Origin of the sequence: Brevundimonas sp., assembly GCF_965278935.1 — a bacterium.
Classification (GTDB): domain Bacteria; phylum Pseudomonadota; class Alphaproteobacteria; order Caulobacterales; family Caulobacteraceae; genus Brevundimonas.
The window spans coordinates 93753-111992 of the sequence record NZ_OZ257124.1 but is presented as its reverse complement, the minus strand read 5'-3'; the positions used below and the strand labels follow the sequence as shown (position 1 = coordinate 111992).

General features: G+C 66.5%; 17 protein-coding genes. 4 read left to right on the top strand and 13 right to left on the bottom strand.

The features are described 5' to 3' along the window. Nucleotides 1–11: 11 nt before the first annotated feature. The 5 genes from ACQY68_RS00570 to ACQY68_RS00550 all read right to left on the bottom strand — a co-directional run bounded on the left by ACQY68_RS00570 (nucleotide 12) and on the right by ACQY68_RS00550 (nucleotide 6276). Nucleotides 12–593 (bottom strand): hypothetical protein, encoded by a 582-nt coding sequence (locus ACQY68_RS00570; RefSeq protein ID WP_428151072.1) that lies wholly within the window; start codon nucleotides 591–593, stop codon nucleotides 12–14. Continuing rightward, entirely contained in the window at nucleotides 593–952 is a 360-nt protein-coding gene (locus ACQY68_RS00565) for a hypothetical protein (RefSeq protein ID WP_428151071.1), read from the bottom strand. The genes ACQY68_RS00570 and ACQY68_RS00565 overlap by 1 nt, the downstream gene beginning before the upstream one ends. Continuing rightward, nucleotides 952–2142 (bottom strand): ADP-forming succinate--CoA ligase subunit beta, encoded by a 1191-nt coding sequence (gene sucC, locus ACQY68_RS00560; protein ID WP_428151070.1) that lies wholly within the window; start codon nucleotides 2140–2142, stop codon nucleotides 952–954. Before sucC ends, ACQY68_RS00565 begins: the two co-directional genes overlap by 1 nt. A gap of 248 nt (nucleotides 2143–2390) precedes the next feature. Further along, nucleotides 2391–3896, bottom strand: a complete 1506-nt coding sequence (locus tag ACQY68_RS00555) for a spinster family MFS transporter (protein WP_428151069.1) — start codon at nucleotides 3894–3896, stop codon at nucleotides 2391–2393. A 172-nt stretch (nucleotides 3897–4068) separates the two neighbouring features. Continuing rightward, nucleotides 4069–6276 (bottom strand): TonB-dependent receptor, encoded by a 2208-nt coding sequence (locus ACQY68_RS00550; RefSeq protein WP_428151068.1) that lies wholly within the window; start codon nucleotides 6274–6276, stop codon nucleotides 4069–4071. Between the two features lie 180 nt (nucleotides 6277–6456). Between ACQY68_RS00550 and ACQY68_RS00545 the strand changes: the two genes are divergently transcribed. Further along, nucleotides 6457–7173, top strand: a complete 717-nt coding sequence (locus ACQY68_RS00545; protein WP_428151067.1) for a TetR/AcrR family transcriptional regulator — start codon at nucleotides 6457–6459, stop codon at nucleotides 7171–7173. Between the two features lie 46 nt (nucleotides 7174–7219). Here ACQY68_RS00545 and ACQY68_RS00540 read toward each other — a convergent pair whose 3' ends face one another. Both ACQY68_RS00540 and ACQY68_RS00535 read right to left on the bottom strand, forming a co-directional pair. Further along, entirely contained in the window at nucleotides 7220–7750 is a 531-nt protein-coding gene (locus ACQY68_RS00540) for a DUF2306 domain-containing protein (RefSeq protein ID WP_428151066.1), read from the bottom strand. 100 nt (nucleotides 7751–7850) lie between these two features. Next, on the bottom strand, nucleotides 7851–8249 hold the full coding sequence (locus ACQY68_RS00535) for a DUF2141 domain-containing protein (RefSeq protein ID WP_428151065.1): 399 nt from the start codon (nucleotides 8247–8249) through the stop codon (nucleotides 7851–7853). A 92-nt stretch (nucleotides 8250–8341) separates the two neighbouring features. On the opposite strand from ACQY68_RS00535, the gene ACQY68_RS00530 reads away from it, so the two are divergent. Further along, entirely contained in the window at nucleotides 8342–9118 is a 777-nt protein-coding gene (locus tag ACQY68_RS00530; protein WP_428151063.1) for a LytTR family DNA-binding domain-containing protein, read from the top strand. 13 nt (nucleotides 9119–9131) lie between these two features. Here the strand turns inward: ACQY68_RS00530 and ACQY68_RS00525 are convergent, their stop codons facing one another. Together ACQY68_RS00525 and ACQY68_RS00520 are read right to left on the bottom strand one after the other, a co-directional pair. Further along, nucleotides 9132–10598 (bottom strand): carotenoid oxygenase family protein, encoded by a 1467-nt coding sequence (locus tag ACQY68_RS00525; protein WP_428151062.1) that lies wholly within the window; start codon nucleotides 10596–10598, stop codon nucleotides 9132–9134. Between the two features lie 77 nt (nucleotides 10599–10675). Beyond that, complete coding sequence (locus ACQY68_RS00520) at nucleotides 10676–11092, bottom strand: DUF2141 domain-containing protein (protein ID WP_428151061.1); 417 nt, start codon at nucleotides 11090–11092, stop codon at nucleotides 10676–10678. A 249-nt stretch (nucleotides 11093–11341) separates the two neighbouring features. Here ACQY68_RS00520 and ACQY68_RS00515 point away from each other — a divergent pair, with 249 nt between their 5' ends. Further along, nucleotides 11342–11572, top strand: a complete 231-nt coding sequence (locus tag ACQY68_RS00515; protein ID WP_428151060.1) for a hypothetical protein — start codon at nucleotides 11342–11344, stop codon at nucleotides 11570–11572. On the opposite strand, the gene ACQY68_RS00510 is transcribed toward ACQY68_RS00515, so the two are convergent. Then, nucleotides 11569–11970, bottom strand: coding sequence for a DUF1801 domain-containing protein (locus ACQY68_RS00510; RefSeq protein WP_428151059.1), 402 nt, complete (start codon nucleotides 11968–11970; stop codon nucleotides 11569–11571). The genes ACQY68_RS00515 and ACQY68_RS00510 overlap by 4 nt on opposite strands. Continuing rightward, nucleotides 11970–12374, bottom strand: coding sequence for a DUF1801 domain-containing protein (locus ACQY68_RS00505; protein WP_428151058.1), 405 nt, complete (start codon nucleotides 12372–12374; stop codon nucleotides 11970–11972). The genes ACQY68_RS00510 and ACQY68_RS00505 overlap by 1 nt, the downstream gene beginning before the upstream one ends. 332 nt (nucleotides 12375–12706) lie before the next feature. On the opposite strand from ACQY68_RS00505, the gene ACQY68_RS00500 reads away from it, so the two are divergent. Next, nucleotides 12707–13864, top strand: a complete 1158-nt coding sequence (locus ACQY68_RS00500; RefSeq protein WP_428151057.1) for a zinc-dependent alcohol dehydrogenase — start codon at nucleotides 12707–12709, stop codon at nucleotides 13862–13864. Between the two features lie 104 nt (nucleotides 13865–13968). On the opposite strand, the gene ACQY68_RS00495 is transcribed toward ACQY68_RS00500, so the two are convergent. Together ACQY68_RS00495 and clpB are read right to left on the bottom strand one after the other, a co-directional pair. After that, nucleotides 13969–15570: a hypothetical protein gene (locus ACQY68_RS00495; protein WP_428151056.1), complete on the bottom strand. Its 1602-nt coding sequence runs from the start codon at nucleotides 15568–15570 to the stop codon at nucleotides 13969–13971. A 44-nt stretch (nucleotides 15571–15614) separates the two neighbouring features. Beyond that, nucleotides 15615–18200: an ATP-dependent chaperone ClpB gene (gene clpB / locus ACQY68_RS00490; RefSeq protein WP_428151055.1), complete on the bottom strand. Its 2586-nt coding sequence runs from the start codon at nucleotides 18198–18200 to the stop codon at nucleotides 15615–15617. Nucleotides 18201–18240 lie beyond the last annotated feature (40 nt).

The following is an 18240-nucleotide window of genomic DNA, read 5'->3' as shown; positions in this document are numbered from 1 at the left end:
CGCGCGACCGGTCAGTCGAGGCGGGGCAGGAAATAGATCAGGGTGGAGCCGGGGCCGGACCGCTGCAGACCCACCATGCGCATCTGATCGGTGCCGGCCATGGCGATGAAGGTGGGGTCGCGCAGGTCGCGCGTCGGGGCGCGGCCCTCGGGCGTCTGCAGCCAGGCATAGGCGTCCATGCCGAAATCGGTCACGGGGGCGAACCCCATGGCCTGGCGCAGGCGCTGGTCGAGGGCGCGGTGATCGGTCGGCCGGGCGCTGACGCCGCAGAACTCCATCGTGATCCGCTCGCGCCCCACGCGCCGGGACATTTTGCCGGTCATGACATAGGCGATATCGGCGGCGCTCGACTTCATGAAGCCCGCCGTCTCCGACGCATTGCGCAGGCTGGGAACTATCGAATCCGGCACGGGCGAAAAGCCCGCCTCCGCCGCCAGTTCGGCTGCACGTACCCGATCGCCCTGGGCCGAAATGCAGACCGCATCCAGGGTGGCGAGGAGGTCTATCGGCTCGGGCGCAACCTGGGCCGAAGACGCCGCAGTCGCGATCGAGCCGAACGCCAGGGCGGCGAGGAGGGCGAAGCGACGCATCATCAGTGAGACGCGCTGCGCGCTTCGGTGATCAGGGCCTGAAGGTCGGCCAGGGTCAGAGCGCCCAGTTCGGTCTCTGCGGGGGCCAGCAGCGCGCGATCCTCGAGACCGGTCTCCAGCGTCAGTTCGTAGCCGTCGCCCTTCGGGCTCCAGATGAACAGGCTGGAGGCGGCGACGGTGTCCGGCTTGCCGCCGAAAATGACGCCGCCGTTGCTGCAGGCGAACACCAGCCAGTTCAGACCGCCGTACTCACGCTCCAGCGGACCCGCATTGCAGGTCACCCGGACTGTCAGCGCCGGCAGCGCTGGATCCTGGCTCGCCCCGGACAGGAGCGCTGCTGCGATGAGGGCCGCCGCCAGCATCAGCCGACCGCCGCGACGATCTTCTGGGCCGCGTCGTCGAGGTCGTCCGCGGCCTGAATGGTCAGGCCCGACTCGTTCAGGATTTTCTTGCCCAGTTCGGCGTTGGTGCCTTCCAGGCGGACGACCAGCGGCACCTTCAGGCCTACTTCCTTCACGGCCGCGACCACGCCCTCGGCGATGACGTCGCACTTCATGATGCCGCCGAAGATGTTGACCAGGATGCCCTGAACGGCCGGGTCGGCGGTGATGATCTTGAAGGCCGCCGCGACCTTCTCCTTGCCGGCGCCGCCGCCGACGTCGCAGAAGTTGGCGGGTTCCTTGCCGTACAGCTTGATGATGTCCATCGTCGCCATGGCCAGACCGGCGCCGTTGACCATGCAGCCGATGTTGCCGTCGAGGGCGACATAGGCGAGGTCCCACTCGGAGGCCTCGATCTCCTTGGCGTCTTCCTCGGTCTCGTCGCGCAGCAGCTTGATGTCGTCGTGGCGGAACAGGGCGTTGCCGTCGAAGCTGACCTTGGCGTCCAGCACGCGCAGGCGGCCGTTGGTCATGACGATCAGGGGATTGACCTCCAGCATCGACATGTCGGTCTCGATGAAGGCCTTGTAGAGGATCGGGAACAGGCTCTTGCCATCCTCGGCCGCCGCGCCGTCCAGCTTGTAGGCGGCGTTAATCTTCGCGACGTCGGCGTCGGTGACGCCCGTGGCCGGATCGATGGCGATGGTCTGGATCTTCTCGGGCGTGTCGTGGGCGACGGCCTCGATGTCCATGCCGCCCTCGGTCGAAACGACGAAGGCGACGCGGCCGACTTCACGGTCGACCAGCAGCGAGCAGTACAGTTCGCGATCGATGTCGGCGCCGTCCTCGATATAGAGGCGGTTGACCTGCTTGCCGGCGTCGCCGGTCTGGGCCGTCACCAGCGTATTGCCGAGCATCTCTTTCGCATTGGCCACGACCTCTTCGATCGAGCGGGCCAGACGGACGCCGCCCTTGGCGTCGGGGCCCAGTTCCTTGAACTTGCCCTTGCCGCGCCCGCCGGCGTGGATCTGCGACTTCACGACATAAAGCGGACCGGGCAGCGAGCGCGCTGCCGCCTCGGCTTCGTCGGCCGAGGTGATGGCGACGCCCTCGGCGACCGGCGCGCCAAAGCCCTTCAGGACCTGCTTGCCCTGATATTCGTGAATGTTCATGGGGAGACCGCCGCGATCGCTGGGAAGGATTGGCCGCGCTTATAGGCGTGGCCGCTTCGCAGGTGCAACCGTCTGACGCAGCAAGCCGCGCAGTCCCACCGGTCAGGAATGCGTTCTCTGCGGTTCAGGACTGCGGGTTTCACACGGTTTGCGACGTTTGCCGTAACCGAACTCACCGAAAACCGCAGTCCATGCGTAGCCGAACTCACAGGATTTGGCGGTGAATCCGTAGCCGAAATCACCGCGAACTAGTCGATCCAGTCACGCTTCAGGGTCCGCGACGCGCCGAACAGCAGAACCGCCGCCATCAGGTAGAAGCCCATGCCGGTGTAGATGGCCCAGCGCAGGCTTTCCTCGCCGAAACGGGGCGCCAGAAGGTCGCTCATCCAGCCGAAATAGAAGAAGCCGACCGCGATCCCCAGCAGGTTGTTGAACAACAGGAAGATGGCCGAGGCGGTCGATCGCATGGGGGCGGGGGCGATGTGCTGGACCGCCGCCGTAATTGGACCCAGCCACGCCAGATTTAGCCCCGTCGGGATCAGGAAGATCAGGAAGGCGAGGATCAACTGCTGGGCGTTCGATCCGCCGCCGGGCAGGACAAGGCCGATCAGCCAGGGCGAGTTCATGGCCGCGATGAAGCAGGGGGCCGAGATGATGAAGGCGATGGCGGGGGTCAGGGGATAGGCGCCCTTGCCGCGCTTCGCCAGCTTGTCGGCGATCGCGCCGCCCAGCCAGATGCCGAGGATGCCGCCTATCAGGGCGATGCCGGAATAATACCAGCTGGTCTGGGCAAGCGTCAGGTTGAAGCTGCGCATGAAGAACAGCGGCAGCCAGCCCGCGACGCCGTAGCCGCAGACCGAGGACGATGCCGCCCCCAGCGCCAGTAGCCAGAAGCTGGGCTTGGGCATGACCACCGAGGCGGTCTTCCTGGCGATCCAGAAGGAGACGCCGATGACCATGGCCAGCAGGCCGCCGAACGCGAGGACAAGGGCGCTGCCGATCGCGACGCCGGCGAACTGGTTGAGAGCGGCCAGGATCAGGCAGCCGACGCCGAGGCCCAGCATGACCAGCGAGGCGGTGCGGCCGACCTTGTCGGAAACCGGGACGGTTTCGACCGGGGCGGCGTCGGCCGCGACCACCTTCGCGGCGTCCGTCCCGCCGCGAACGGGATCCTTGACCGTCAGGCGAAGGATGGGCGCGATCAGCAGACCCAGCAGGCCGACGGCGATGAAGGCCGTGCGCCAGCCGTAGGTCGCGGCCACCAGACCGCCGATCAGCGTGCCTGCGGCGGTGCCCAGCGGAATGCCGAAGGCGAAACCGGCCAGGGCCCGGGCGCGCTGGTTCGGGGGGAAGTAGTCGGCGATCAGGGAGTAGGCCGGGGCGACGCCGCCCGCCTCGCCCACGCCAACGCCCATGCGGAACAGGAACAGCTGGCCGAACGAACCCGCCACGCCGCACAGGGCGGTGAAGCCCGACCAGACAGCGAGGGCGCCGGTCATGATCCAGACCCGGCTGGTCTTGTCGGCGAGCGCGGCCAGGGGAATGGCGAGGGTGGAATAGACGGAGGCGAAGGCGATGCCGCCCAGCAGGCCGAACTGACTGTCGGACAGGCCGAACTCGGCCTTGAGCGGGGCGGCCAGGATGCCGATGATCTGCCGGTCCAGGAAGTTCAGCATGTAGACCAGGACCAGGATCGCCAGCACGTAGTAGCGGTATCCGGGCCGGGCCGGGACGGCTGCGGTCGCGTCGGTCATCTGGGTTTCCTCTGGACTCTCGTTCCTTGCCTGGACCGTAGGGCCTGATCAGGAAAAGTGTGAAGCGGTTTTCCGCTCGGATCAGGCTTTCGCGGAATGCGATCAGGCAGGCTGCAAAAGAAAAAGGGCGGCGGCTCCTTCGAACCGCCGCCCCAGTCGGATCATGGTTGGATCAGTACCGGACGGTGACCGACGCCGAGAAGGTGCGCGGCGGGCCGTAGAAGGCCGAGATCGAGTTGTTGAAGGTGGCCCCGGCGAAGTTGTAGCCGCCGACCTTGTACTCCTCGTCCGTCAGGTTCTTGCCGGTCAGGGCGACCTGGTAGTGGCCGCTCGGAGCGGTCCAGACCGCGGCCAGATCGACCAGGGTATAGGCGCTCTGGTCGAGGATCGGATCCGGCGCGTCGAACAGGTGGTAGTCCGAACGATACGAGATCGACGGCGTGATGTTCAGCTCGCCGCCGGCCAGATCGCCCGACCAGGTCACGCCCCAGAAGGCCGACCATTCCGGAGAGTTCTGCGGCTCGCGGGTGTTGGAGATGTCCACCGGCGTGCCGGTCACCAGCGTTACGAACTTGTCGAACTCGTTTTTCAGATAACCGACCGAGAAGTTGGAGGTCAGGTTGTCCGTCAGGAAGGCGCGGCCTTCGAACTCGAAGCCGTAGATGGTCGAGGCGCCGGCGTTGTCGACGACCGAGGCGATACCCGTGGCCGGCAGGGTCGCGACCTGCTGGGTCGTGATCTGCTGGTCCTGGTAGTCCGAGTAGAAGGCGGCCGAGGCGAACGACAGGCGGCGATCGAACGCCGTGCCCTTCAGGCCGAGCTCATAGGTGGTCACCGTCTCGGGCTGATAGCCATTGACCGTCTGGGGCACGAGGGCGGCGTCGCCACGCATGTCCCAGCCGCCGGACTTGAAGCCCTGGCTGATCGAGGCGTAGCCGGTCAGTTCCTCGGTCAGGTCATAGGAGACGCTGACGCGCGGCGTGAACTTCTCGAAGGTGTCGGCCGCCGTGTAGTTGGTCCGGGTCGCGAAGATCGGACGGGCCGTGCCGCCCGTCAGGGGCGAGCGGGTGGCGCCGAGGTAGAAGAAGCGCTGAACGCCGGCGTCCTTCTCGTCCTTGGTGTAGCGACCGCCGATCGAGGCGTGCAGGCGGTCCGAGAAGTCGTAGCTGAAGTCGGCATAGGCCGAGTAGGACGTGGTGTTGACGTAGCCCGCGGCGGCGATCGTCAGACCCAGGTTGCCGGCGATGGTGTCGAACACGCCGGAGGACTCACCGTCGAGGTAATACAGGCCCGCGACGCCCGACCAGTTGTCGCCGGAGAACAGCGCCTGGAATTCCTGGGTGAACTGTTCGTCGGCATAGACGGCCGGAACATCCAGGAACGGCAGGGGCGTCTGGTCGAAGTCGATGACGGTGGCGGTGTCGCCGCTGCGCCAGGCCGAAATCGATTTCAGGGTCAGGCTGTCGTTGACGGTGTATTCGACCGTGACCGAGGTGCCCTGTGTCTCGACTTCCTGGTTGCCCTGGATGCCGGCGTTGGTGTCGTAGATGTTGGCCGGGGGCGTGTAGCCGCCGGTGGTCGAGTTCACTTCGCGGTGGCCGTGACGCGGGGCCGAGTCATCTTCGACGCGGTCCCAGGCGAAGCGCACGAACAGCTGGTCGGTGGGGGTCCACTCGGCGCTGGCGCGATAGGCGGTGACGTCCTTGTCGTACTGTTCTTCGCCGGTGAACAGGTTGGTGCCGAAGCCGTCGCGGTCGTATTTGGCGAAGGCGCCGCCGACGGCGAAGGTGTCGCCCAGCGGCAGGGTGGCGGAGACGAGGGCGTCGCGCTGATTGTAGCTGCCGAGCGTGCCGCGACCCATGAACTCGAACTCGTCGCCGAGGCGCTTGGTCACATATTTGATCGCGCCGCCGATGGTGTTGCGGCCGTAGAGCGTACCCTGCGGACCGCGCAGCACTTCGATCCGGTTGACGTCGAAGATGTCGAGCACGGCGCCTTGCGGGCGGGCGACATAGACGTCGTCGATGTACAGGCCCACCCCCGGCTCGAAGCCCCAGAGCGGATCCTGCTGACCGACGCCGCGGATGAAGCTGATCAGGGTCGAGTTCGAACCGCGGGCGATCTGGACCGTGGCGTTCGGGGTCTGCTGCTGGAGGGCGGTGATGTCGGTCGCGCCGGTGTTTTCCAGTTGTTCGGCCGACAGGGCCGAGACGGCCACCGGCACGTCCTTCAGCTGTTCGTCGCGGCGACGGGCGGTGACGACGACGTCGTCCAGCGCGGTCTGTTCGTTCTGCGGCGCGGCGTCCTGGGCCATGGCCATCGACGAGGCGGCGCTCCAGGCGGCTCCGGCCAGCAGTACGCTCTTCATGACTCTGTTCATGCGAAACCCTTTTCCAATGATGTTTCCAGCCGTCGACGCTTTTATTCAGCGTTCGATGATTTTCTGAGAAACTGACGACCTTTGTCCCCGGTGTCAAACGGCAGCGCTTCTCCGGCGACACGTGGCGGTTCGTCTGTGGCGCCGTTGCACCGACACGATTTTTCGTGGCTAGCTTGGCGGATGAGCAAGCTGGACGTTCCGGGCCTGGTTCCCGCCACCCCCGCCAAACGCGGCCGACCGCCCAAGGTCAAGGCCGACGGCGTCGGCGGCGACACCCGCGAGTCCATTCTGGATGCGGCCGAGGATCTCTTTTCCAAGCACGGCTTCTATGGCGTCACCATCCGTGAGGTGGCGCGCGAGGCGGGCGTGGATACGGCCCTCGTCCACTACTACTTCGGCGCCAAGCGGGACCTGTTCGACGCCGTCTTCCTTCGCCGGGCCGAGGTCTGGAACAACGAACGGGTCGAGGCCATCAACCGCTATGCCCTGGCGAATGCCGGATCGTTGACGCTGGAGGGTCTGCTGCGCGCCTTCCTCGAGCCGCCTTTCCAGTGGTCGCTGAAGGGCGGGCCGGGCTGGAAACACTACTCGGCTCTGGTGGCCCAGACCAACGCCAACCCGGCCTTCGGCGGCGAGATCATGGCCCGCTATTTCGACCCGGCGATCCGGCGATTGATCGAGCTGGTCAAGGTCGTCCTTCCCGATGCGCGGGAGGTCGATCTCTACTGGGCATACCACAACCTTTCGGGAGCCCTGACCCTGACGCTGGGCGAGACCGGGAGGCTGGACCGGCTGTCCGGCGGTCTGTGTCGCTCGGGCGATCTGGAGACGGCCTGCGACTACATGGTCCGGTTCGCTGCTGCAGGGTTCAGAGCCGTCTGCCCGACACCTTCCTGATTGGCTACCGCTCGACGCGCGCCGTCTCGCTGCTTGAGTCGGGCGCCTAGCCCAGGAAGACCCGCCACATCAGCCGGCCGGGAAAGAGCGTCAGCAGCCCGGCGATCACCAGCGCGCCGACGAAAAGCCCGGTCATCCGTCGCCGGTGTTTGACGACCTCGTGCCGCCGCGCGGCATAGACACCCATCGGCAGGATGATGACGGTCCAGCCGCTCAGCAGGTGGACCAGCGACAAGGCGCCCCCGTTCAGCTCCCGCACCAAGAACGAACTGATCGCCACGGTCGCCATGGCCATAACCCATACCCACCCCAGGGTGCGGTGCAGACGGTTGCCCTTGACGCCAGCCAGAAGGACAAGGCCGATCACCAGAGCGACGACCGCCGCCGCGATGTGGATTTGCAGGATGGGCGCCTGATGGGCCAGAAGCGCCCAATCCGGTGCATGGGGCTGGAACGGCAGGCCGCCTCGTGGCCCTGCCACGAACAGAAACCAGCCCAGCACCCCGGCCGCGATCACGGGCGGAGCGAACAGGAACAGTCGGCGGGTCTGCGACAGCGGCGGTTGAACCTGGGTCACGGTGATGGCTCCCTGAAATCGAGGCCACCCTTTCCCCTCCGCCGCCCGGACCGCCAGCCCCGGTTCGCCAGCCGACGCTCCGGCTTCGCGAACGAACGCCTCAGCGCAGCCGGAAGGCCTGGGTCGCACCCGCCGCCGGCAGGTCGAAGGCCGCCCGCGCGAACGGCGGCGGTCCGAACCGCCCCCGCGCGTCGTTGGAGAAGCCGTAGGCCTCGCGCGGCAGGCCGATGGGCCATAGCGTCAGGTCGCCGTTGCCGTCCGTGTCGTGGAAGGCCGCGACCGCGTAGCGGCCGGGGGCGAGGCCGCTAATCGTCAGCGACGTGACGGCGCCGGTGCGTGAGACCAGGCGGCTGGCGACGGGGCCTTCGCCGCGTCGGAAGGCTTCGGCGTCGCGATAGACGGCCACCGCGATCCGCCCGCCCGAGCCTTGGGTCGACAGGTTCAGGATCAGGTCGGCGGCGGTTGCGGTCGACGCCAAACCGGTGAGAAAGATCGCCAAGGCGCCAGTCAAGATTGCCAACTTCATCAAAGCGCCCTTTGGTCTGCGAAAGTCCGATCCACAGTCAACGCGCCGGAGCGCTTCGTCCACCCATGACCGCGACCGCCTTGCCCCCGCGTCCGAAACGCCCGGCCACCCTGGGTCTGCTGCGCGGCGTGATCATCGCCGCGGCGGCAGGCGTGGTCCTGGCCGTGTCGGGCGCGTTCGGCAGCATCAATGCGCCGCTGTGGCTTCGGCTCGTCTACTGGGTGCCGGTCATGCTCGCCGGCGCGCTCTGGGGTCATGTCTGTTCGCGACTGATCGACCGATGGATCGACATGGACGAGCGGCCGTGGCTCGCGGTCGCCGCCCTGACCGCCGCGATCACGGGGCCGGTGTCGCTGATGGTCTGGTTCGTGACCGGGGTGGTGTTCGAGGGCGAGGCCTATCCGCTGTCGACCCTGCCTCTGATGGTCGGGCCGGTGCTGACCGTCACGGCGGTGATGAGCGCGATCAACGTCTTCCTGTCCAAGGCCCAGCCCGTCCAGACCCATGCGGGCCCCGTCGGTTCCGCGCCGGCCCGCTTCCCCGATCGGCTGCCGATGAAACTGCGCGGCGCGGCGATCCGGGCGGTGCAGGCCGAGGATCACTACCTGCGCATCCACACCGACCGGGGATCCGATCTGATCCTGATGCGGCTGTCCGATGCGCTGGAGGAGCTTGAAGGCCTCGAAGGCTCCCAGACCCACCGCAGCTGGTGGGTGGCGAAGGACGCCGTTCGCGACGTGGCCCGGGGCGACGGGCGGGCGACCCTGACGCTGGACGGTGGCGTGACCGTTCCGGTCAGCCGCCGCTACGCCCGGGCCCTGCGCGAGGCCGGCTGGTACTGACGCCCGGGGCCCGTTAGCCCCTCCAGGCCCCATGGAACCCGGCGGGCAGGGCGACGTCGGCGCGCCATGTGGCGACCGGGCCGCCCTCGACCGAGGCGACGTCGAAGACGTGCAGTTCGGTGACGCCCTCGGCCAGATTGATCGACGGCGCGACCAGCCAGGCGTCGCGCTCGGCGGAGGCGCCGGGCTTCGGAACGAAGACGGCCTCCTCCATGATCTGGTCGTCGCCGAAGTTGAAGGCGTGGCTCTGACCCGTCTTCCAGTCCTGCACCGCCAGACCGTTCGGCAGGGGGCGGCCGCCGCGCTCTCCGGCGACGTGGACGGTCAGGCTGCGCTCGATCCCGGCGCGCCGCGGGTCGCCTTTCGGGAACTCGGCGGTGACGCCTGACGAAGCCATTTCGGCGCGGCCGTCCGGACGCAAGGTGACCAGCTTCAGCACGCTGGGCTCGCCCGGAACCACGCCCCGTCCGGCGACCAGAACACGGGCGCCTTCGATGGCGAAGGAGGCGTCGCGGTTGGCGGCGACGTCGAAGCGGATCGTGCCGTCGGCCTCTTCCCACGCGTCGCCGAGATGGAAGAAGCTGAAGGTCTCGAGTTCGTAGATCCGGGTCGAGGTCAGGTCGGCCTTGTCGACGACCAGCACCTGGGTCCCCAGCTCGGGCTTCCAGGCGAATTGGGTCGAATAGGGCATGCCCCGGTGATCGAAGACCCAGGGCTGAAGCACGAAGATCAGATGGCGCTCCGTCGCCGTGAAGTCGTGCAGATAGGAGGCGCGGGGAAGGCGCAGGACCTGGGCGTGGATCAGCGAGCCGTCGCGGTTCAGATGCCAGACGATGGCCTGATCGCCCTGCATCCCCACGTTCCAGACCGTGCCGTCCGGTGCGAAGCGGGGATGAGCCTGGAACGGCATGCCCTTGAGGTCGTCGCGCAGGGTGACGAACCGGTCGGTGGCCAGGGTGGCGGCGTCCATCTCCAGCGGCGAACCGCCTTCCCATAGAGCCCAGACCTTGTCGCCCGTGACCATGACGGCGGTGTTTGCGGCGCTGGCGTCGTCGGGCGAGCCGACCCGGGCGCGGCTGTCGCCGGCGGTGCCGAAGCCGGGGGTGACGACGGCGTCGAGCTCGGTCTCGGTCCGGCGCTTGGGCGTGTCGGCGAAGCGTGCGGCGAGGGTCACGGCGCCGTCGTTCAGGGTGAAGGACCGCATCAGGCCGTCGCCGTCGAACCAGTGGGTGGCGCTGCCGCCGGCGCGGCGGAACTTGCCCGGACCGTTGCGGAACAAGGTCCCCTCCAGCCCCGCCGGCGCCCGGCCGTGGACCAGACGCATGCCGCGCGGCGCGATGTCGCCTTCGAGGTCGGCGGTGGCCAGGGCCCAGGGGGCGGCGACCTCCCGGGCGATCGCGGCGCGGACCATTTCGGGCGTGGCGACGGCGGCGGACAGGGCGGCGGCGCCCATCAGGAAATGGCGGCGGGAGGGGGTCATGTCAGGGGCTCCGGAATGGAAATCGGGCTCAAGCAGCGAGCGACCGCGTCGAGAGCGGTAGCCCACAAGAATGTGCGTTAGCGGATCGAGATGGTTTGCGAGGTCGCGCCGTCGACGGCGAACTTCGCGCGGTCCCAGCTGGCGGGGCCCATGTTGCCGACGGCGTTGTTGGAGAAGGCGTAGGGCTCGACCGGCATGCCGAAGGGGTTGGTGTTCATCCGGCCGTCGCCGTTCAGGTCGTGGAAGGCCTTCACGCCGTAGTCGCCGGCGGGGAGGCCTTCGAAGGTGACGCTGTGCTCTCCGGCGGCGACGTCGATGCGGGCGGCGCGGATCGGCTGGCCGCCGCCGTAGGAGGCCTCGTCATAGAGGGCGACCATGACCGCGCCGGTCGAGGCGCCGGTGTCGAAGGTCAGGGCGACGCTGGCCGGGTCCGAGGCGAAGGCGGGGGCGGCGGTCAGGAGGGCGGCGGCGGCGAACAGGGCGGTGCGGATCATTGGGGTGTTCCTTTGGAGCGGAAGAGGCCCGGCGGGTCTCGATGTCCCGACCCTCGGCCTGCCCCGCCCCGGCCGCCACCGGACTTGCGGCGACGGACGGCCCGGCTTCGTGAACGGCGGCCCCCGACCGCCCACGATGCGCGAACGAACACCTGTCGCGACCCTCCCGCGCCAACGGACGGGTGGCGGGCGGAGCCGTTCGGGCGCAGAATGCGTTCCGGGGCCGACCGCCCACCCGGAGACCTGCCGATGACCGCGCGTATCCTCCTTTCGTCCCTCGTTCTCGCCGCCTCCCTGGCGGCTTGCGCCGGGACGCCACGTTCCAGTCCGACCTATGGCCAGGAGCTGGACCAGCTGACCGACGACTGCGCCGAACGGGGCGGGATCCTCAGCCCGATCTCGGGCGCCCAGACGGGTCGGCCCCAGACCGACTACGCCTGCGAAATCCGGGGCGCGACCCGGCTGACGCCTCGCAACTAGGCCTTCTTGTTCTTCGCCGTGTTGTGCGCGGCGGCGGCCTGCATCAGGGCGATGAAGGCCGCCTCGTCGACCGTCTCGCCTTCCCTGAGGTCGATGGCGCGGCGCGTGCCGCCGCCGAAGCCGGCGTTGAACAGGCCCGTCGGGTCCGGCAGGGCCGCGCCGGTCATGAAGGTCAATTTGACGTAGCTCTTGTAGACCTCGCCCGTGCACAGGATGCCGTCGACCTCCCAGACCGGCACGCCGTTCGGATTGGTCGGCTTGCGCCATTTCACCGTCTCGACCACCCGGGGCAGGGCGCGACGGATCAGGGCGCGCAGGTGCGAAAGCGTCGCCCCGCGCCAGTCGCCGAGACCGGCCAGTCTGGCGTCGATCAGTTCGGAAGCGGTCTCTTCGGTCATCACATCATCTCCCCGGGCAGGGCGGCGGCCTGTGTCATCCAGTCGGTCAGTTGAACGTCGTCGAACTGCCCCTCCCGAATATCATGATAGCGGACATGGCCGACCTTCGACGGACCGGCGGGCGCGGGTGCCATCCGCGTCCCCTGGAAAAAGGTGACCCGGACGTAGGTCGTGTAGCAATGCATGGACGCGAACCAGCGGCCCTCCTCGACGCCATAGAGCGGGGTGTTCCACTTCACGGCCTTCAGCACGCCCGGAACCGTGGCGACGATCAGGGCGTCGAGACGGCGGCAGACGTCCTGCTTCCAGCCAGGGACGGCGTCGAGCCAGGCCTGCACCGGAGCGTCGCCGAAGCCTTTGGCGATCTGCGGATTGCCGCCGGACAGGAGAACGGGTTCGGTCATCGGCGGCTCCTTCCTGTGTCGGCGTCGAACCAGACCCGGAAATTCAGAGTCCAGATCGTCCACTGAGTCTCGTCGGCGTCCGGACTCGAAAACACAGTCCGCCGAGTCCGGCGAGTCCGGACAGGCCGGGCCGACGGCAGGGATCGGCGGACCGGGACAGTCTACACCCGCCGAAACGGGCGCCGCACATAAAGGCCTTCGTCAGGGTCGACCTTTGAAATCGCAGGCGGAATCCGTGCGTCCGTTGATGGCTAGGGGCCTCTGTCAGACGCCCGACAGAGGAACGGCCCGAGTCCCCGCGCCTTCCCCCTCCTCAATCCGAGGAGAGCGACATGAAGGCGTTGTGCTGGCACGGCAAGGGCGACATCCGCTGCGAGACCGTGGACGACCCCGAGATTCAGGACGGCCGCGACGCCATCATCCGGGTCACCTCCTGCGCCATCTGCGGGTCGGATCTGCACCTGTACGGCGGCTTCGTGCCGGGCATGAAGTCGGGCGACGTCATGGGCCACGAGACGATGGGCGAGGTCGTCGCCGTCGGCAAGGACAACACCAAGCTCAAGGTCGGCGACCGCGTCGTGGTGCCCTTCACCATCAGCTGCGGCGAGTGCGACTATTGCAAGCGCGGCCTGTTCTCCGTCTGCGAACGGTCAAACCCGAACGGAGCCGAACAGGCCAAGATGATCGGCTATCCGACGGCCGGCCTGTTCGGATACACCCACACCTACGGCGGCATCCCCGGTGGTCAGGCCGAATATCTGCGCGTCCCCTATGCCGACGTCGGGCCGATCGTGGTGCCCAACGGCCTGACCGACGACCAGGTCCTGTTCCTGTCCGACATCTTCCCGACCGGCTGGATGGCGGCCGAGAATGCTGACATCCAGCCGGGCCAGACGGTCCTCGTCTTCGGCTGCGGTCCCGTCGGTCAGTTCGCCATCCGCAGCGCCTTCATGATGGGCGCCGAACGCGTCATCGCCATCGATCAGGTGCCCGAGCGTCTGCAACTGGCCCGCGACGCCGGGGCCGAGACGATCGACTTCTCCGAGGGCGATCTGCAGGAGCGGATCAAGACCATGACCCACGGCGTCGGTCCCGACGCGGTGATCGAGGCCGTCGGCCTGGAAAGCCACGGCTCGGGCGGCCTGATGGAGAAGGTCCAGGAGACCGTCGTTGCGAAGATGGAGCGCCCCTACGCCCTGAACGAGGCCATCATCGCCTGCCGCCCCGGCGGCACCATCAGCCTGCCCGGCGTCTTCGTCGGCCCCGTGCCGGTGATGATGGGCGCTGTTGTCGGCAAGGGCCTGACCCTCAAGACCGGCCAGACCCATGTGCAGAAATACCTCGAGCCCCTGATGCGCCGGATCGAGGAGGGCGAGATCGACCCCAGCTTCCTGATCACCCACAAGATCAAGCTGGAAGACGGCCCGGACGCCTACAAGATGTTCGAGGAAAAGAACGACGGCTGCATCAAGGTGGTGATCAACCCGTAGGTCGGTCGCGAACGCGCGACGGCGAGGAGACCAGAGGCTCCGGCGGCGACTTCGGGGCCTCTGGTTATTCAGGGGAGACGACGGCGACGCATTGACAGCTCAAGCTAGATTTTAGCTTTCACCTTGGTCGAGTCTTCCAAAAGAATAAGCTTAGGCTTTCTTAAGGAATCGTCAGACCCGGCCTTCCAAAACTCGATCATCTCGAAGCCGCGACGAGCCCGCTCACCGGTATAGAAGCTGAGATCTAGCATAAAGGCATCGTAAACCCGCCTCTCTCGACTACGCACGGTAACCCGTGATCTCACATGATGGATAAACTTCAGATCGACTAATTCGCCCATCTGATGCTCGACTTCATCACCCAGATCTTTTTCGACCAAGAAGCAATTCGTTTCCGAATTGTCTAAGCAAAAGTCTCTTATCTTGTTAACGCTGAGCATAAATGCCGCGCGCTCATCGCTCGCCGTAGCCGTTTTCAGCTCTTCCGTTTTATTCTCATAGTATGACCCAGCTGCGCGATTGACGTCTTCAGCGCCAATCTTATCGCCGCGTGCAGTTTCTTTCCTCAAGACACGTTCTTGGGTTTCGCTTGCGGCTTTTCGAAACAGGCCCAAGAAATCACGTGCGACACCGCCTGACGCGAGCACCAATCGATCCCGAGCCCCATCTGCCAGAATGTCGCCAAGCTCGACGCCTCGGTCGGCAGAAAACTGTTCCAGCACCCTGAACAGGAAAGCCTTCGTTGTTTGGTAGCTCTCAAGCGTAACATCGAGATCAATCTGATCAACGTCATCCCCTAGTTTGACGCCGATAGGAGGATCTCCCGCCACATACCACCGCGTCCGGTGACGTATCGTTCCGATCTTAAGCCAAAGGCTCGATCCCTTAGCTACGCGGTGGAAGTAGTCGATCATCTCTGCCTGATCAGACTGCCGGATATGGTACAAATCATCTAGAAGAAGAAACGCATCTCCTCCCGAGGCAGCAGCAATATCCTGGAACATCTGCTTGTAGCGCATGATATTCCTGTGAAGCGACTCAATCTTCCGAGAGGAATACTCGGATTCCACCCTGCGATTGGTCGAGTCGTTTTCCTCGTAGCTCCCGCCGATATCGAACGAGGCTACGTCATTCCCAATCTTGCCTGCTGCCCCGACCTTCGCTGCGGCCCCCTTGGTGCGTTCGTCGGCAATCTTAGTCTTTGCCTCTTCGGGCGCGTGCAAAATGACCTCGAGTGCCGCGATTTCTGTGCGCACTCGAGCGGAGAGCCGCTCAGCGTCTGCTCGACTAAGCTTTGCTGCGGCGGCCTTTTTTTGGGTGAAAGCTTTCCAGAAACTCGTTTTCGTTGCTGGAGCGGTTGCGGCCGTGTCTACCCAATTGGCGAATTCGGTGAAGGTCTTGATGAGCACGCTCACCAAGACATCGGGATAGCTGTGCCCCTTAAACGCTTCCAAATCGACGAGCGCAGATGGCTGTCGAGCGACCAGTTGGTCAGCATAGATCTTGCCTAAAAGACTCGACTTACCCGATCCTCGCCGCCCAAAAATGATCTGGTGCCTACGGCTTTTGGCTCTGTCTAATATTCCCTCACCAGGCTGAACGAAGTATCGGACAGCCTCTTTTGTAGACCGTGTCGACTCCTCAACGAGAGTCATCAGACTCTGCACTTCGGGCGAGAAGATTGCAGCGTTGTTCGTATTAGCCATCCGACAAAGCTTCACGATTCCCGGGACACGTCAAGATTGCAGCCCTAGTGCACCCGCGCCTTCCCGATCTCCAGCCCCTCCGCCCCCGCTGACACGGCGATTACCGACCCGTCCTCCAGCTCTCCGGCCAGCAGCTTCTTGGCCATCGGGTCGACGAGGTCCTTCTGGATCACCCGCTTCAGCGGGCGGGCGCCGTAGACCGGGTCGTAGCCCTTGTCCGCCAGCCAGGCCAGGGCGCCGTCGTCGATCGACAACGTCAGTCTGCGGTCGGCCATCAGCTTTTCCAGCCGCGACAGCTGGATGTGGACGATGCCGGCCATCTGGTCGCGGCCGAGGCGGCGGAACAGGATGATCTCGTCGATGCGGTTCAGGAACTCCGGCCGGAAATGGGCGCGGACGGCCTCCATGACATAGGGGCGGACGGCCTCGACGTCTTCGCCGTCATTCTGGTTGGCCAGGGCGTCGGAGCCGAGGTTGGAGGTCATGATCAGCAGGGTGTTCTTGAAGTCGACCACCCGGCCCTGACCGTCGGTCAGGCGGCCGTCGTCCAGCACCTGGAGCAGGACGTTGAAGACGTCGGGGTGGGCCTTTTCGACCTCGTCGAACAGGACGACCTGATAGGGGCGACGGCGCACCGCCTCGGTCAGGGCGCCGCCCTCGTCATAGCCGACATAGCCCGGAGGGGCGCCGATCAGGCGGGAGACGCTGTGCTTCTCCATGTATTCCGACATGTCCATCCGGGTGATGGCGGTCTCGTCGTCGAACAGGAAGGCGGCCAGGGCCTTGGTCAGCTCTGTCTTGCCGACGCCGGTGGGGCCGAGGAACAGGAAGCTGCCCAGCGGACGATGGGGGTCGTTGAGCCCCGCGCGCGCCCGGCGGACGGCGTCGGCGACCGCTTCCAGAGCCGCGTCCTGACCTACGACGCGGCCGCGCAGGGCGTCCTCCATCGACAGCAGTTTCTCGCGCTCGCCCTCGAGCATCTTGTCGACCGGGACGCCGGTCCAGCGGGAGACGACGGCGGCGATCTGTTGCGCGTCGACGACCTCGGGGGTCAGGGGGGAGGCGGTCTTTTCGTCGGCCTCGGCCTGGGCCAGTTGCTTCTCGATCTGGGGGATCTGGCCGTAGGCGATCTCCGACGCGCGGCCGAGGTCGCCGTTGCGCTGGGCGGCGGCCAGCTCGGCGCGCAGCCGGTCGAGGGTCTCGCGCAGCTGGGCGCCTTGCCCGACCTTGTCCTTTTCGGCCTTCCAGCGGGTCGTCAGTTCGGCGGATTCGATCTCGAGGTCGCTGATCTCGTCCTCCAGTTTTTCGAGGCGCTGGACCGAGGCGTTGTCGGTCTCCTTCTTCAGGGCCTCGCGCTCGATTTTGAGCTGGACCAGGCGGCGGTCGATCTCGTCCAGCGCCTCGGGCTTGGAATCGACGGCCATGCGGACGCGCGACCCGGCCTCGTCGATCAGGTCGATGGCCTTGTCGGGCAGGAAGCGGTCGGTGATGTAGCGATTGCTCAGGGTGGCGGCGGCGACGATGGCGCTGTCGCTGATGCGGACCCCGTGGTGGACCTCGTACTTCTCCTTCAGGCCGCGCAGGATGGAGACGGTGTCCTCGACCGACGGCTCGTCGATGAAGACGGGCTGGAAGCGGCGGGCCAGGGCGGCGTCCTTCTCGACGTGCTTTCGGTACTCATCCAGCGTGGTGGCGCCGACGCAGTGCAGCTCGCCGCGCGCGAGGGCGGGCTTCAGGAGATTGGAGGCGTCCATGGCGCCGTCGCCCTTTCCGGCGCCGACCAGGGTGTGCATCTCGTCGATGAAGAGGATGATCTGGCCCTCGGCGGCCGTGACCTCGCCGAGCACGGCCTTGAGCCGTTCCTCGAACTCGCCCCGGTATTTGGCCCCGGCGATGAGGCTGCCCATGTCGAGGGCCATGACGACCTTGTCCTTCAGGCTCTCGGGCACGTCGCCGTTGACGATGCGCAGGGCCAGACCCTCGACGATGGCGGTCTTGCCGACGCCGGGCTCGCCGATCAGGACGGGGTTGTTCTTGGTGCGTCGGGCCAGGACCTGGATGGTGCGGCGGATCTCCTCGTCGCGGCCGATGACGGGGTCGATCTTCTGATCCCGCGCGGCCTGGGTCAGGTCGCGGGCGTAGCGTTTGAGGGCGTCATAGCCGTCCTCGGCGGCGGCGGAGTCGGCCGTCTTGCCCTTCCTGACATCGGCGACTGCGGCGTCGAGCTTGTCGGCCGTGACGCCTGCGGCTTTCAGGGCGTCGCCGGCGGGGCCGCCTTCACGGGCGATGGCGGCGAGGATCCGTTCGGTGGTGACGAAGGCGTCGCCGGCCTTCTTCGCCGTCTCCTCGGCATTGGCGAAGACGCGGGCGGTGGCGCCGTCGAGATAGAGCTGGCTGGTCGTGCTTTCGACCTGGGGGCGTTTCTTGAGGAGGGCCTCGGCGCCTTCTGAGGCTTTCGCAGGGTCGCCGCCGGCGGCGGTGATCAGGTTGCGGGCCAGGCCGTCGCGCTCCTCCAGCAGCACCTTCAGCAGGTGCTCGGGGGCGAACTGCTGGTGCTTGCGGGCGAGGGCCAGCGACTGGGCGGACTGGACCGCCTGTTTGGCGCGGTCGGAATAGAGGTCGAGGTTCAAGGCGTATCCCTTTGGAAGCGGATTCCGTCCGGCGCGTCCT

What these genes read in the sequence shown, in the direction of transcription:
- ACQY68_RS00570 (WP_428151072.1), bottom strand. Translation starts at nt 593, where the DNA reads ATGATGCGTCGCTTCGCCCTCCTCGCCGCCCTGGCGTTCGGCTCGATC.
- ACQY68_RS00565 (WP_428151071.1), bottom strand. Translation starts at nt 952, where the DNA reads ATGCTGGCGGCGGCCCTCATCGCAGCAGCGCTCCTGTCCGGGGCGAGC.
- sucC (WP_428151070.1), bottom strand. Translation starts at nt 2,142, where the DNA reads ATGAACATTCACGAATATCAGGGCAAGCAGGTCCTGAAGGGCTTTGGC.
- ACQY68_RS00555 (WP_428151069.1), bottom strand. Translation starts at nt 3,896, where the DNA reads ATGACCGACGCGACCGCAGCCGTCCCGGCCCGGCCCGGATACCGCTAC.
- ACQY68_RS00550 (WP_428151068.1), bottom strand. Translation starts at nt 6,276, where the DNA reads ATGAACAGAGTCATGAAGAGCGTACTGCTGGCCGGAGCCGCCTGGAGC.
- ACQY68_RS00545 (WP_428151067.1), top strand. Translation starts at nt 6,457, where the DNA reads ATGAGCAAGCTGGACGTTCCGGGCCTGGTTCCCGCCACCCCCGCCAAA.
- ACQY68_RS00530 (WP_428151063.1), top strand. Translation starts at nt 8,342, where the DNA reads ATGACCGCGACCGCCTTGCCCCCGCGTCCGAAACGCCCGGCCACCCTG.
- ACQY68_RS00525 (WP_428151062.1), bottom strand. Translation starts at nt 10,598, where the DNA reads ATGACCCCCTCCCGCCGCCATTTCCTGATGGGCGCCGCCGCCCTGTCC.
- ACQY68_RS00520 (WP_428151061.1), bottom strand. Translation starts at nt 11,092, where the DNA reads ATGATCCGCACCGCCCTGTTCGCCGCCGCCGCCCTCCTGACCGCCGCC.
- ACQY68_RS00515 (WP_428151060.1), top strand. Translation starts at nt 11,342, where the DNA reads ATGACCGCGCGTATCCTCCTTTCGTCCCTCGTTCTCGCCGCCTCCCTG.
- ACQY68_RS00510 (WP_428151059.1), bottom strand. Translation starts at nt 11,970, where the DNA reads ATGACCGAAGAGACCGCTTCCGAACTGATCGACGCCAGACTGGCCGGT.
- ACQY68_RS00505 (WP_428151058.1), bottom strand. Translation starts at nt 12,374, where the DNA reads ATGACCGAACCCGTTCTCCTGTCCGGCGGCAATCCGCAGATCGCCAAA.
- ACQY68_RS00500 (WP_428151057.1), top strand. Translation starts at nt 12,707, where the DNA reads ATGAAGGCGTTGTGCTGGCACGGCAAGGGCGACATCCGCTGCGAGACC.
- ACQY68_RS00495 (WP_428151056.1), bottom strand. Translation starts at nt 15,570, where the DNA reads ATGGCTAATACGAACAACGCTGCAATCTTCTCGCCCGAAGTGCAGAGT.